Annotated in this window: 12 protein-coding genes and 1 pseudogene; 4 read left to right on the plus strand and 9 right to left on the minus strand. The window is 30.6% G+C overall.

Going from position 1 to position 13,303, the window contains the following annotated elements; genetic code table 11:
* Positions 1 to 52 precede the first annotated feature (52 nt).
* A pseudogene (locus VK998_RS13025) lies at positions 53 to 145 on the plus strand (CheR family methyltransferase); the annotation flags it as partial.
* A gap of 5 nt (positions 146 to 150) precedes the next feature.
* Here VK998_RS13025 and VK998_RS05840 read toward each other — a convergent pair.
* Genes VK998_RS05840 through VK998_RS05850 form a run of 3 tightly spaced genes read right to left on the minus strand, consistent with a single transcriptional unit; the run spans position 151 to position 4,182 of the window.
* Complete coding sequence (locus VK998_RS05840; RefSeq protein WP_325226499.1) at positions 151 to 1,494, minus strand: hypothetical protein; 1,344 nt, start codon at positions 1,492 to 1,494, stop codon at positions 151 to 153.
* A complete protein-coding gene (locus VK998_RS05845; RefSeq protein WP_325226500.1) occupies positions 1,481 to 3,589 on the minus strand; it encodes an efflux RND transporter permease subunit in 2,109 nt (702 codons plus the stop codon). The genes VK998_RS05840 and VK998_RS05845 overlap by 14 nt, the downstream gene beginning before the upstream one ends.
* Before the next feature lie 11 nt (positions 3,590 to 3,600).
* Positions 3,601 to 4,182, minus strand: a complete 582-nt coding sequence (locus tag VK998_RS05850) for a TetR/AcrR family transcriptional regulator (protein WP_325226502.1) — start codon at positions 4,180 to 4,182, stop codon at positions 3,601 to 3,603.
* Between the two features lie 229 nt (positions 4,183 to 4,411).
* Between VK998_RS05850 and VK998_RS05855 the strand changes: the two genes are divergently transcribed.
* Complete coding sequence (locus tag VK998_RS05855; RefSeq protein ID WP_325226504.1) at positions 4,412 to 5,791, plus strand: TraB/GumN family protein; 1,380 nt, start codon at positions 4,412 to 4,414, stop codon at positions 5,789 to 5,791.
* Positions 5,792 to 6,021: 230 nt separating this feature from the next.
* The gene (locus tag VK998_RS05860) at positions 6,022 to 6,717 is read left to right on the plus strand and encodes a cell wall hydrolase (protein WP_325226506.1); all 696 of its coding nucleotides are present in this window, start codon (positions 6,022 to 6,024) and stop codon (positions 6,715 to 6,717) included.
* A gap of 11 nt (positions 6,718 to 6,728) precedes the next feature.
* Here VK998_RS05860 and murJ (VK998_RS05865) read toward each other — a convergent pair whose 3' ends face one another.
* Entirely contained in the window at positions 6,729 to 8,222 is a 1,494-nt protein-coding gene (gene murJ / locus VK998_RS05865) for a murein biosynthesis integral membrane protein MurJ (RefSeq protein ID WP_325226508.1), read from the minus strand.
* Between the two features lie 150 nt (positions 8,223 to 8,372).
* On the opposite strand from murJ (VK998_RS05865), the gene VK998_RS05870 reads away from it, so the two are divergent.
* A complete protein-coding gene (locus VK998_RS05870) occupies positions 8,373 to 8,531 on the plus strand; it encodes a hypothetical protein (RefSeq protein WP_325226510.1) in 159 nt (52 codons plus the stop codon).
* Between the two features lie 23 nt (positions 8,532 to 8,554).
* On the opposite strand, the gene murJ (VK998_RS05875) is transcribed toward VK998_RS05870, so the two are convergent.
* The 5 genes from murJ (VK998_RS05875) to VK998_RS13030 all read right to left on the minus strand — a co-directional run bounded on the left by murJ (VK998_RS05875) (position 8,555) and on the right by VK998_RS13030 (position 13,286).
* Positions 8,555 to 10,096: a murein biosynthesis integral membrane protein MurJ gene (murJ, locus tag VK998_RS05875; protein ID WP_325226512.1), complete on the minus strand. Its 1,542-nt coding sequence runs from the start codon at positions 10,094 to 10,096 to the stop codon at positions 8,555 to 8,557.
* A 90-nt stretch (positions 10,097 to 10,186) separates the two neighbouring features.
* On the minus strand, positions 10,187 to 11,137 hold the full coding sequence (locus VK998_RS05880; RefSeq protein ID WP_325226514.1) for a protease complex subunit PrcB family protein: 951 nt from the start codon (positions 11,135 to 11,137) through the stop codon (positions 10,187 to 10,189).
* 88 nt (positions 11,138 to 11,225) lie between these two features.
* Positions 11,226 to 12,338 (minus strand): S-layer homology domain-containing protein, encoded by a 1,113-nt coding sequence (locus VK998_RS05885; RefSeq protein WP_325226517.1) that lies wholly within the window; start codon positions 12,336 to 12,338, stop codon positions 11,226 to 11,228.
* Between the two features lie 190 nt (positions 12,339 to 12,528).
* Positions 12,529 to 13,239 carry an ABC transporter ATP-binding protein gene (locus VK998_RS05890; RefSeq protein WP_325226518.1) on the minus strand — a complete coding sequence of 237 codons (711 nt, stop codon included), beginning with the start codon at positions 13,237 to 13,239 and terminating at the stop codon, positions 12,529 to 12,531.
* A complete protein-coding gene (locus VK998_RS13030) occupies positions 13,239 to 13,286 on the minus strand; it encodes an ABC transporter ATP-binding protein C-terminal domain-containing protein (RefSeq protein ID WP_414713569.1) in 48 nt (15 codons plus the stop codon). Before VK998_RS13030 ends, VK998_RS05890 begins: the two co-directional genes overlap by 1 nt.
* Positions 13,287 to 13,303 lie beyond the last annotated feature (17 nt).

A 13,303-nucleotide genomic window follows, 5' to 3' on the forward strand; every position in this document is an offset into this window, starting at 1 on the left:
GCTCGACTTTCGCAAGATGAATCTCTCCGAGCCCTGGCCGATGCTGGCGAAGATGGACATTATTTTTCTGCGCAATGTGCTGATCTATTTCGACCAGGAGACCAAAAAGAGTATCCTGCAACGGATTCGCCGGCAGCTCAATCCGCATGGCTACCTGTTTCTGGGGTCGGCAGAGACCACCTTTAACCTGGATGATTCATTCGAGAGAAAAATCATCGGCAGGGCGGTCTGCTCTGGTTCTATTTCAACTTTTTCTTGTTTTTCTTCTCCCTTTATTCCTTCCGTTTTCATGATGAATTTAAGGCTTCCATCCATATCTTCACCTATACCTGTAAAACTCGTATTGGATTTAGATATTTTTACTAGTTTATCTTTGTTTTCTATTATATCGGTTATATTTAAATCACTGCCCCCTAACTCATCATCCATCTTCTTTATTCCTTCTTGGTGGAACTGATGCATACCTTCATTTAATTCTTTGGCTCCTTCAGTTAATTTATGGCTTCCTTCTTTTAATTTTTCTCCACCTTGAACTAATTCATCAGTTCCTTTTGACAGTTCAGATATACCATCATGTAAATTACCTGCTCCTTTGTTTAATTCTCTCAATCCATTAGTTAAATCTTCAGTACCTTTAGCCAATCCTTTAGAACCTTCTATAAATTGAGTTGTTCCTTCTTTTGCAATTAAAGCATTTTCATTTAGGTTATTTGCCCCCTCTTGTAATGCTGAACTCCCTTCTATTAATTGCTTGGAAACAACTTTCAATCCTTTAGTTCCTGTAGCTAACTCGTTTAACCCACTATTAATTTTCTGTTGTCCAACATTTATATTTTCAATTCCTTGGGACAATTCTACTGAAGCTTCTTCTGCTTCTATTAGCCCTTCTTCCAGTTGTGTTAAAGCTAATACCAATTCATCACTTGAATTCTTAATTCCTTCTAAAGCTGTTTTTTGTTCTTTTAACGCCTCATTCAAAGTTTCAGCTAAGGCTCTTCCTCCAGGTAAATTTACTACAGTAGCCACCATATATGGAGTATATACTCCATTACGTATATCTTTATTGTTAATATCTATAGTAATCTTTATATCTCCTGTTTCTCCAACTATATCCTCTACATCTACTTTCTTACCATCTAGGTAATACTTAATTTCAGGTTGTATAGGTAATGATTTATCTGCTTTCCCTTGATAATATATATCCTTTTTATCTGTTTCCCATATTAATTTTCCATCTTCTATAATTGGTACTTCATCACCTTTGATATTTATTATATCTTTTAATTCGCTTTTATCTTCCACAGTTTCTAAAGGAGTATCAGAATGGATCCAAATACTAGATATTTTCCCTAATTCTTCGCCTTTATTATTTAAATTTACATATACAGTTTCTTCCTTAAAAACTTTACCTTCTGCCATTACAACATTTGAAGATAAAATAGTTAAAGTCATTACTATAATCAATACTCTAGCAATTATCTTATCTGTTTTCATATGAAATCCTTCCTTTCTCAACTTTTTCTTTTATACTTTTTTCCCAATTTTTAGATGTCATACTAATAAAACCTTCACTAGCTGTTAATACTCCTGGCAGTATAAATAATATTACCATTGTGCTTATCAATGCTCCCCTTGCTATCATAGTACTTAAACTCTTTATCAATTCCATATCAGATATTATGGCCACTCCAACAGTAGAACCAAAAAACGCTAAACCACTAGTAATTATAGACTTTGCAGATTCTCTAACTGTAATTTCCATAGCTTCAAATTTTTCATAACCATTCCTTATCTCTTCCCTAAACCTAGTAGTCAATAATATGGCATAATCCACCGTTGCTCCCAACTGGATTGAACCAATTACTATACCTGCTATGAATGGTATTGAACTACCTAAATAATAAGGAATACTCATATTGATAAATATTGCTAACATTATCAAAAGTATTAAAAACATTGGTATGGAAACAGAAGTAAATACAATAAGGATTATTGAAAAAACTGCTGCAAAGGAAATAGTGTTTACTCTTTTAAAATCCTTATCAGCTATATCTATTAAATCCTTTGTAAGAACTCCTTCTCCTGTAACTATTCCAGTTTCATCATAACTTTTAACAATTTTCTCTATTTTTTCTATTTGTGTATTTTCCTCATCTGTTGCTGCTTTATATTTTGAATTTATTAATATTTGCTTATAATCTCCTTGTTCAAACCTATCCTTTATACTATCTGGAATAAAATTCTCTGGTATCCTTGCTCCTATTAACTTCTGATAGGACAATACATTCTCAACTCCATCTACTTTTTCAATTCCATTAATCATCTCTTCTATTTCATAATTATCTACATCCTTTGACAAAAGTACCATATGAGTAGTCATCATATTATATTCATCTTTTAATTTTCTAAAAGCTACTATGGATTCCATATCATCTGGTAATGACTCATCTAAGTTATAATATACTTCATTATTTCTCTGTCCATAAAAAGCTGGTAAAAATATTAATATTCCAATCAGTATAAATACTTTATAATGTTTAGTAACCAGCTTTGCTAATCCCCCAAACTCAGGTAATATAGTTCCGTGATTGAACCTATCTATAGCCTTATGGAATACAAGTATTAATGCTGGTAATATAGTTAATACTGAAACAACTCCAAAGACTACTCCTTTAGCCATTACTAACCCTATATCTTTACCTATGGTCAATTCCATAAAAGCTATTGCTAAAAACCCAGCTATAGTTGTCAAAGAACTCCCTACAATAGATGAAGCTGTTTTAGCTATAGCCTTTCCCATAGCTTCGTTATTGTCCTCACAAATTTTACTCTCTTCTTCATATCTATGAAGTAAAAATATAGAATAATCCAAGGTAACCCCTAGTTGTAATACTGCTGCTAAAGATTGAGTTATATAGGATATCTCTCCAAAGAATATATTGGTTCCAAAATTATATAATATGGCATATCCTATACTTATTAAAATTATAAACGGAACTATGGTAGACTCCAAGGTTAGCATCAAAACTACTGTAGCTAAAACTACTGCTAATGTTACATAAATAGGGGTTTGCTCATCAGCCAAATCTACTGTATCCTTTAATACTGCTGCCATCCCACTTAAAAAGGATTGTTTATCCAATATATTTCTTATATCCACTATGGCCTGCTCTGTTATCGGTGATGATGACTCATGAGTAAACTTAATCATCAGCAGAGTGGAATTTTCCCTATAGAACATTTCCTTCAATTCATTTGGTAACATATCTTTAGGTATGCTAATATCTAGAAAGTCATCTATCCATGTTATATTTTCTACCCCTTCTATTTTAGATATCCTTTCCTTTACCTTTACCACATCTTTTGCTTCCATATTTTCAATTATCAACATCCCAGTAGCAGAACTATTAAATACTTCATTTAGTATTTCTTGTCCCTTTACCGATTCTAAATCCTTTGGCAAATAAGTTAAAATATCGTAATTAATCTTTGTTGACGCCATCCCATAAATAGATGGCAACAACAATAATGTAGCAATTATTAAAACCATTTTTCTATGCTTTGCCACAAATTGTCCAAATTTATTCATGTAATCATCTCCTAAATAATTTTCTTTATAGTTTTGAAAAGGATAGGCTTCATATCATCTATACCAGTGGGTTCATTTAATATTATGGAACTGTAACATACAGAACCTGTTAATTCTATAATCATGAACAATGTTTTATCAATATCCTCTTTTGATAAAGAAGAATCCTCGTACCCCCTTTCAAAAAGTCCATATATTTCATGTATCTCTTCATAATCCTTATAGGCTTTTTTAAATATTCCCCAAGAAAGATTCTTATATATTAACTTCAACATAAGTTTATCTTTTTTAAAATATTCGATAATATAATCTATAAAATATAACAACTCATCTTCAAATTTGTTAAAACTATTAAGTTTTGTTTGTCTTATGGCTTCGCCTAGTACATGACAACTTTTATTAAGGATTATTTTATCCAGTATGTCATACTTATCTTTAAAATAAAGATAAAATGTTCCTTTAGCTACTCCAGCTTTCTTAACTATGTCGCTAATGGCTGTTTCATTTATTCCCTTGGTAGTAAATAAATCATAAGCTGCTGTATAAAGGGATTTTTCTTTTATTTTTTTATTTTTTTCTATTTTTGATATCAAAAATATCATCTCCTTATATTACGAAAGTATAATTGACTAACGGTCATTTTGTATAAATATCATTATAACACCAAAATGACTATTGGTCAATTTTATTATACATTTTTAACTCATATATTATTCTATAAAGATAAATTTCTCTTTAATATAACATTATCATTGACTTTTAACATCCAATAAAGAATAATTAAACTAAGGTTCTATATAAAATATTCTAAGGAGTGGTAGTATGAATAAAAAATTAAACAAAGCTATACGAAATAGTATATTAACTCTATTATTGATTGTAGCAATGATGATAACATCAGTTATACCTACTTGGGCACAAGGGATATCCCTACCTGATATTAGCTCATGGGCAGTAGAGGATTTAAATGAAGGGGAAAGATACGGAATCTATCCAATGGAATGGTATTATGATGGTTTCACAGAAAGTATTTCAGAAGAAAAATTAGAGACCCTATTAACAGATACTGCTAAAAAAATAAAAACATTAGAGTTAGAAAAAGATGATAAGTTTACCCCAATTCCTCATAAAGGCGATAAAACTAGAGAAGATGTAATAATTAGACTATATAATATTTTAGCTCAATACAATATACCTGCTGAAAAATCACCTATCGATTATATGCAAGAACGAAATATTCTAAAAGGAACAAATAAAGGATTAGAATTAGATAAGGTATGTACTACAGAACAGGCAGTTATTTTAGCTGCTAGATTGATTGAAGATACTTATAATTTGCTAGATGCAGGTTCAAAAGGATTTGCTTGGAAAGTAGAACATAATGGTAATATTATCTATTTTTTAGGTTCTATTCACATAGGTAATAGTGAGCTATATCCTATAAGTCAAAATCTTCGTCAATCTTTCAACGAATCAGATGCTTTGATTGTAGAGGCTAATCTTTTTGAACAAGAAGGTGGTCTGGATTATTTTATGGAAAAAGCTACCTATCAAGATGGAGCTACATTGAAAGACAATATAAGTGAAGAAACCTACCAAAAAGTAATAAAAGTATTAGAAATATATAATCTCCCCCAGGAACAATTTCTTCAATTTAAACCTTGGAGTTTAGCAAACAATCTATCTGTTTTATCCTCAACAGATTCCCAAAATCTTGAACAAGGGTCAGAAGCAGCCAATTTAGGAATTGATATGTACTTTCTTTCAAAGGCTATGTTAAAGCAAAAACCAATTATTGAACTAGAAGGTATAAGATATCAAGCAGACTTATTTGATGGATTGTCCCATGAGTTCCAAGAAAATTATTTAAGCATAGTACTAGACAGTATTTTAAATCCACCAGCTGAAGAATCTATTGATTCCACTTATCTATTGAAGGAATGGTTAAGCCAATGGAAAAATGGTGATATAGACGGATTTGCTAATAGCTATAAAGGAGAAAATCAAGAAACTGAAGATGAATTTTCTAATATGTTATTTGGGCAAAGAGATAAAGCTATGACAGAAAAAATTATAAAAATTTTGGAATCTGAAGAAAAAGGGACCTACTTTTTAGTAGTAGGAGCAGGGCATTTTGTAGAGGAAAATACAATAATTCATCATTTACAAGAAAAAGGTTACAATGTCGAATTATATAAGTAAAACAAAAGAGTTAGGGTTAACCCTAACTCTTTTGTTTTTAATAAATCACTAATTTCTGGTATTTGTCTCTAAGTTGTTTACATAATATATTTATTCCTATATAATAACTTTGTTGTAAATCAATGCAGGGACTGTATCCTAAATTTTAGGTACGAGGGAACCAACGCAGGGGGGCTGACCCAATACGAAAGCTAACTTCGTCAGCAAAATTTAGGAAGGAGTGCATAAAAATGAAAAATAAAAAAATTGCACATATTTTATTGGTTTTGTTGTTGTTAATATTGTTAACTACACCAGTCTTAGCTAATGAATATTCTAGGACATTGCAATTTGGTCATCGTGGACAAGATGTTTTGAGACTTCAAAAAATATTAAGCAACAAAGGTTACTATCATTTCTATATAGATGGAATATATGGAAAAATAACAGAAAGAGCAGTTATTAATTTTCAAATAGACCATAGAATAAGAATTGATGGTATTACAGGACCAGAAACTCAAAGAACCTTATATGGTTATCCAACAGCTTCAAGAGGAGGGACAAGCATAAGAAATTATAATTCTGATGATGTCCACTGGTTAGCTCGAATAATCGAAGCAGAAGCTGGAGGAGAACCATATGAAGGTAAGGTGGCTGTTGGAAATGTAATTTTAAATAGGGTTAATTCCAAAAGCTTTCCAAACACTATATATAACGTAATATTCGAATACTATGGAAGTATTCCTCAATTCAGTCCTGTTGCTGACGGCACGATTTACAACACTCCATCACAGGAAAGTATAAATGCTGCAAAAGATGCTCTAAATGGTATGAGACCTGTTGGGAATTCAACTTACTTTTTTAACCCAAATAAAGCAGCAGGTACTTGGATTGTACAAAATAAATCTTATGTATCAAGAATTGGTGGACATGTATTTTATCAATAATAAATCAGGGACTATGCTCCCTGATTTATTATTGACTTATAAACCATGCCTATATATACCATTAATCCTGCAAATATGGGTATTATCACCTTTACTATATCTTCTAATCCATTAAAATCTTTTATTTTATCATAAAGTAACAATATCACAATCCCCATAATAACTGAAGACAATACTAGTCTCAACAAACCTTTCATATTCCTGTGTATATCTATCACTTTTATCCTATTATTTAAGTCTTTTATCAACAACACTGTGACTAAAGTTGTGGAAATACTCGTAGCTAAAGCTAACCCTTTTACTCCCATGTATTTAGACAATACTATATTTAATACTAGATTTGAAATTACTCCAATAACTGCAGCTATCATTGGAGTTATTGAGTCATGCATTGCATAATGTACCTTTGTAAGTATTAAAACCATAGCCATACTCCCAAGACCTAAAGCATAATATATTAAGGCTTGTGATGTAAATAAAGTTGCAGTTGGTCCAAACTCTCCCCTTTCAAATAATAACTTTACTATAGGCTGAGATAATGTCATCAATATTACAGTTACTGGCAAAACTATGGAAAGCAATATCTTTGTTCCTTTTGCCATTGTAGATTTTACAGACTCAATATCTTCCCTATTAAACTCCTGGGATATTTTAGGAAAGAGCACAGTTACTATTGCAGTTATAAAAAGCCCTAAAACTAATTGAATAATATCATTAGCATAATTCAACCAAGAAATAGAACCTGTAGATAATGTAGAAGCAATAGACTTATCCACTACTACATTGACCCTATTTATAGAAATACCAATAATTATAGGCATTAACATTATCCCGAACTCTTTAATATAAACATTATTAAGATCGAAAATCCTTTCATATCTATATCCATAATTTATGGAAGCAGGTATTACCGAATATAATTGTACTGCCGAAGCTAGAACTCCTGCTGCCATCAATCCATAAACTCCATATCTATTTAAAAATATAAGAAATATTAAATATACCATATTATAATAAATCCAAGACTTAGCTCCCGCTTTAAATGCATGAAAACTTTGTAGATATGCAATAAACACTGCTCTTACTATTATGAAAATAATAATAGGTAATCCTATTTTCATAAGGTTTACTGTAGTTTGAAATTCTTCACCTACAAATCCTCTGGCTAAAATCTTGACCACTATAGGAGATAGAAACCAACCTAATATCATTAATAATATGGAAAGGGAAATTACAATATGGAGTAGATTATTCACATAATCCACTTTTCTCCAACTTCCCTCCTTCTCTTCTATTTTTAATAATATAGGCACCATTCCAGTACTAATCCCTTCTCCAATTATTTCAGCCAATAAAGTAGCAGCTACAAAAGCAGTAAAATAAGCATCCGTTTCAAAACAGCAACCTATTTGAGAAGCTATTAATGCTTCCTTAGTAAAAGTTAATATCCTACTTAATATTCCAACTATTATAATAAATCTAGCAGATTTTAATACATCTTTCATTGGTTTGTCCTCCATAAAAAATTAAGATATCATAGTAATTATTATGGTACCCTAATATAGTTTTAACAAACAAATATAGTTTATTGGAATATGGCATATTATCCTCCTTTTTTGGACATAATAATTATAAAAGGGAGAAGGGAGATATTTATGGGGAAAAAATTTGTAGTGGTAGTTGATGTAAGATTTTCTGATCCAATGGCAAAAGAAGAAGCCATAAAGAAAGTCAAAAGCTATGATGATAAAACGGTAAATGCTTATATGGTGTCAGAAAAAGAGGCAGAAAAATTGAAAACTATCACAAAATAAGACAGAGAAAAAAATTCTCTGTCTTATTTATTGACTAATCTTTTAATCAATATTCTAATTTCCTTTACCCTTAATATAGAACATACTATGAAGTAAAGCAATGCTCCTACACCTATGGATAATAGTAATACTAAAAGCTCTCCTATTGCTGAATCTATTAATTTATCTGTTAATCCAAAATATATGTAATACACTGCTACTCCCATTATTAAAGATGCAAACAAAGTTTTTAAAAAACATTTTATATACCTTTTAAGCCCAATAGTACCTATTCTTTTCCTTAAACTTAAAAATAATAAAAATGTTGTAAATGTTGCGGATATACTTGTAGCTAAAGCTAATCCTGCATGACCCATAAACTTAACTAAAATTAAATTCAATATAATATTCATCCCTACTGCTATAACCCCATTTATCATAGGGGTTTTTGTGTCTTGAAATGAATAAAATACTCTGTTCAACATAAGTCTCAAAGAAGCCCCTATTAATCCTAATGAATAAAATATAAGACCTTGAGAAGTCATATTAGTAGCAACAGAATCAAAAGCACCTCTTTGGAAGAATATTCTTACCATAGGTTCTGCTAATATCAATATTCCTACAGTAGCAGGTACTGTAATTATAAGTATTATATTAATCCCTTGCCCCATTATCCTTTTAACTTGCAGGTTATCTTGTTGGGAAAAAGCCTTAGATAACATTGGAAAAACTACAGTAGTAATAGCCATAATAAATACAGAAATTATTAAATCCCTTAACCTAGATGCATAAGTTAGAGCTGAAATACTCCCTTCCATTAAACTAGATGCTAAGGTCCTATCTACCACAGTATTTATCTGCTGTACTGCTGACCCTAACATAACTGGCAAAACTAAAACCAATGCTTTCTTTAAATAAGGCTCTTTTAAATCAATATCTATTTTATATCTATAACCTTGATGTTTGATAGCAGGTACCTGTATTAAAAACTGGGTGGAAGCTGCTACTACACTAGCTAACATAAGTCCTTCTATTCTTCCTTTATCTGCTAAGAATAATAAAAAGAATAGAAATACAAAATTATAAGGGAGCCCCATAATAGCTGGAGGTCCAAATATTTCACTACTATGAAGATATCCAGAAAAAACATATGTAAAGCCTAAAAAAATTACTATAGGTAAACCTATTCTGTTTAACTTTACTGCCAAATCAAATTGTTCTCCAGTAAAACCTTTAGCTAATATCTTAATTACTAAAGGTGATAAAAAAAACCCTAATAAAGCTAGTATTATTGTGGTAAAAAACACCATGTTCAATATATTGTTTAAATACTTTAGTTTGCCTTGCCTTCCTCTTCCCCCTTCTATTTCTGTAAATATTGGAATCAAAGTTGTATTCAAGGAAGCTCCTATTGTTGTCATTAAAATTGTTGTGGCAGTCATAGCAACAAAATAAGTATCTGTCTCATAGCCTGAACCATATTTTGATGCAATTAAAACTTCCCTTATAAACCCTAAAAACTTGCTTATCAAAGTGAAAATTGCAATCATTGCTGCTGATTGGGCTACTTTTTCTGTCTTGGTCATATATATTCTCCTTTTCTAAGCCTCTTAGTTCATATTAGCTACTTTTTCATCAATATCCCATTCATTTTTATATTATTACATTATATCATATTATATATAATTTAATAATATAAAAAAATTACCCCATACAAAATTGTATGGGGGACTATCTAAATATTTTCTATCTATTTCTATGGTTATAGTTTTATATGTTATAACAGTTAAATGTTCACTATTTTTACTTGGGGGAGTAATTTCTAAGTAAACTTTGTATTCATCATCTTCTTTGAGGATTTTATCTATTCCCATAGAATATCCAGAAGTTGGAAAGTACTTAGTTATTGTTACATATAGTTTATTATCTTTTATATTTGAAGTTATACCCTCCGCTCCTGAATAAGATTGAACAATTCCTGATAATGTAAAAGGTATGTTAGTAACTTCAGGTTCTTCTTGTTCTTCAAGATCTTCTGGTTCTTTTAAATCTTTTGGCTTCTCTTTTTCTCCATTATCTACATCCTCCTGCTTATCTACTTGGTCTAAAAAAACATCAATTCTCTGCAATAGTACTATAACTTCAGCTTGAGTAGCATGAGCATAAGGATTGAATATAGTTTCCGATTGACCATTGATTAAACCTGCATTAAATAAATCTGCTAGGGCTTTTTTCTTTCCCTCAGAAACATCTTCTATGTCAGAAAAAGGAGTTTTCTCATTACTAGATTCTATAGCTTTTATTTCTAATAATTTTTCTCCTAAAATTTCTGCCATTTCAATTCTAGTCATTTTCATCTTCCAACCTATTTCTGCTCTAGTATAACCCTTATCTTTTAACAAAGATGAAAAGGATAAAAGGAATTCATCTTCATAAAATGGGTCATTAGGATTTAGTCTATTAAAATTTTCCTTAGCTAAATAAGGAAAATAATAAAGCAAGAAATCTTTTTGGATTTCATCTTTAGACCAATGATTCCCTAATTTTTGCTCCATTTCTGTTGATGCAAAAGCAGTTGATGATATAAAAAGAGCAAAAATGATAATAAACAAAACCCTTTTTTTCATCCTATCCCCCCTCTAATCAATAACGAAAAAGATTTACATTATTGATTTAATTATATCCTTTTTATCCTTTTATTTGGTTACATTATAGTTACAATTTTATAGGTAGAACCTGCCATACAAAATCATAAGGGGGTTTTCCTATATCATCTTTATCTATTTCTAAATTAATTGTCCTGTATTTTATTACCTGTGGTAAAATAGCGTTTTTCTTTGGAGGAACAACTATTAGATGAACCTTATACTCTCCATCTTTATATATAATTTTTTCCACAGCCATAGCATATCCTGGTGTAGAAAATCTTTTTGTAATGGCTAAAAATATTTTTCCCTTTTCTTCTTTTACAACTATTCCTTCCTTTCCATTATAACTATCTTCTATTTTCAATTGCTTGAAAGGTATCTCTTTTTTAATCTCTTTTTCTTTTATTCTTTCTTCTATATAAAACCTATAAGGAGTTTTTTCTAAATATTTTTCATCTATCTCTATATTAGCTGTTAAATAAGTTATTACTTGAGGTAGAATAGCATCTTTATCTGGTGAAATAATAGATAAATCTATTTCATATCTATTACCTACTCTACTTATTCTATTTATATCCATATCATACCCAGGTGTACCAAATTTTTTAGTGATGGATACGATTATTTTATCCTCATCTTTCTTTACAACTATTCCTTCTGTACCTTTTCTACTATCTACAATATCCTTTACTTTAAATGGTATGGTATTTCTATCACATTTATCTTTTTCCCACTCTAATACCTTTCTAACTCTTTCTAAGACCTTTTTCAATTCTCCATAGGTTACTTTACTATTTAAGTTAAATGTATGCTTTGTCTTACCTTCCATAATGTTCTCATTATATAAAGCTTTTAATTTTTCTTTAGTATTTTTGTTCATATTTTTTATATCTTTAAAAGGTAGATCAATTAAGTTTTCATCAATAATATCTTCATCAATTAGTAATTCTCCTAGAATTATTACCATATCTTCTCTAGTAATATTCTTCTTTCCCTTAACAGGTTCCCAAGAATATCCAAATTCTTCTAATAAAGAAGACAATGATGAGTTAAATTCTTCTCTAGTTACTGGTTTATTTGAATTTGGTGTTTTTGGCTTACCTTTTTTCTCTGCTAGTACGGGGACTGTCACAGCCAAAACTAGCACCGCCACCAACACTAAACTAATGAATCTTTTCACTAAAATCACTCCTCTTTTTATATCTTTAGGAATATCTTCATCTTATTATAGTATATTAAACAGAATTTACTAAAGTATTACACCTACATTACAATATGGTTACAATACCATAAATAGGTATAAATGCCTATTGAAAAATATTTTATAAAATAAAAAAGATGACTATTAAGCCATCTCTTTTATATCAAACTTATTTAGCTTCTCCTAAATATGCTTCCTTGACCTTTTCATCTTCTAGAAGTTCTTTACCTAATCCCTCTAAAACAAGTTCTCCTGTTTCTAATACATAAGCATAATCCGCTACTTCTAATGCCTTTTTAGCATTTTGTTCTACTAACAATATAGTATTTCCTTGTTGATGTAGCATCCTTATTATTTCAAATATATCCCTAACAAGAAGAGGAGCTAACCCTAAGGAAGGTTCATCCATCATTAACACCTTTGGTCTTACCATCAAAGCCCTTCCAACAGCTAACATCTGTTGCTCTCCTCCAGATAAAGTTCCTGATTTTTGCCAACTTCTTTCCTTTAATCTTGGAAACATATCGTAAACTTTGTTCATATCTTCTTTTATACCATGTAGGTCTGTTCTGGTATAAGCACCTAGTATTAAATTTTCTTCTACTGTTAAATTGGCAAATACTCTTCTCCCTTCTGGAACTAGTACTATTCCCTTCTTAACTATATCTTTTGTATGGAAATCAGTTAAATCTTCTCCATTGTATTCAATTTTTCCTTCTGTCTTTTCTACCAGCCCCATAATAGCCCTCAAAGTAGAAGATTTCCCTGCTCCATTGGCACCAATGAGGGTGACTATTTGATTTTCTTCTATGGATATATTAATTCCTCTAAGAGCATTAATCCCTCCATATTTTACATGTAGATTAGATACCTTGAGCATCACTCCACCCCCAAATACGCTTCTATTACTCTTTGGTCATTTTGAATTTCCTCTGGGTTCCCTT

The organism is Schnuerera sp., from assembly GCF_035459645.1.
GTDB lineage: Bacteria > Bacillota > Clostridia > Tissierellales > Tepidimicrobiaceae > Schnuerera.

Bases quoted from the DNA above. Each gene is read 5' to 3' on its own strand.
- VK998_RS05855 (WP_325226504.1), top strand. From the start codon at position 4,412: ATGAATAAAAAATTAAACAAAGCTATACGAAATAGTATATTAACTCTA.
- VK998_RS05870 (WP_325226510.1), top strand. From the start codon at position 8,373: ATGGGGAAAAAATTTGTAGTGGTAGTTGATGTAAGATTTTCTGATCCA.
- VK998_RS05845 (WP_325226500.1), bottom strand. From the start codon at position 3,589: ATGAATAAATTTGGACAATTTGTGGCAAAGCATAGAAAAATGGTTTTA.
- VK998_RS05890 (WP_325226518.1), bottom strand. From the start codon at position 13,239: ATGCTCAAGGTATCTAATCTACATGTAAAATATGGAGGGATTAATGCT.
- VK998_RS05860 (WP_325226506.1), top strand. From the start codon at position 6,022: ATGAAAAATAAAAAAATTGCACATATTTTATTGGTTTTGTTGTTGTTA.
- murJ (WP_325226508.1), bottom strand. From the start codon at position 8,222: ATGAAAGATGTATTAAAATCTGCTAGATTTATTATAATAGTTGGAATA.
- murJ (WP_325226512.1), bottom strand. From the start codon at position 10,096: ATGACCAAGACAGAAAAAGTAGCCCAATCAGCAGCAATGATTGCAATT.
- VK998_RS05880 (WP_325226514.1), bottom strand. From the start codon at position 11,137: ATGAAAAAAAGGGTTTTGTTTATTATCATTTTTGCTCTTTTTATATCA.
- VK998_RS05840 (WP_325226499.1), bottom strand. From the start codon at position 1,494: ATGAAAACAGATAAGATAATTGCTAGAGTATTGATTATAGTAATGACT.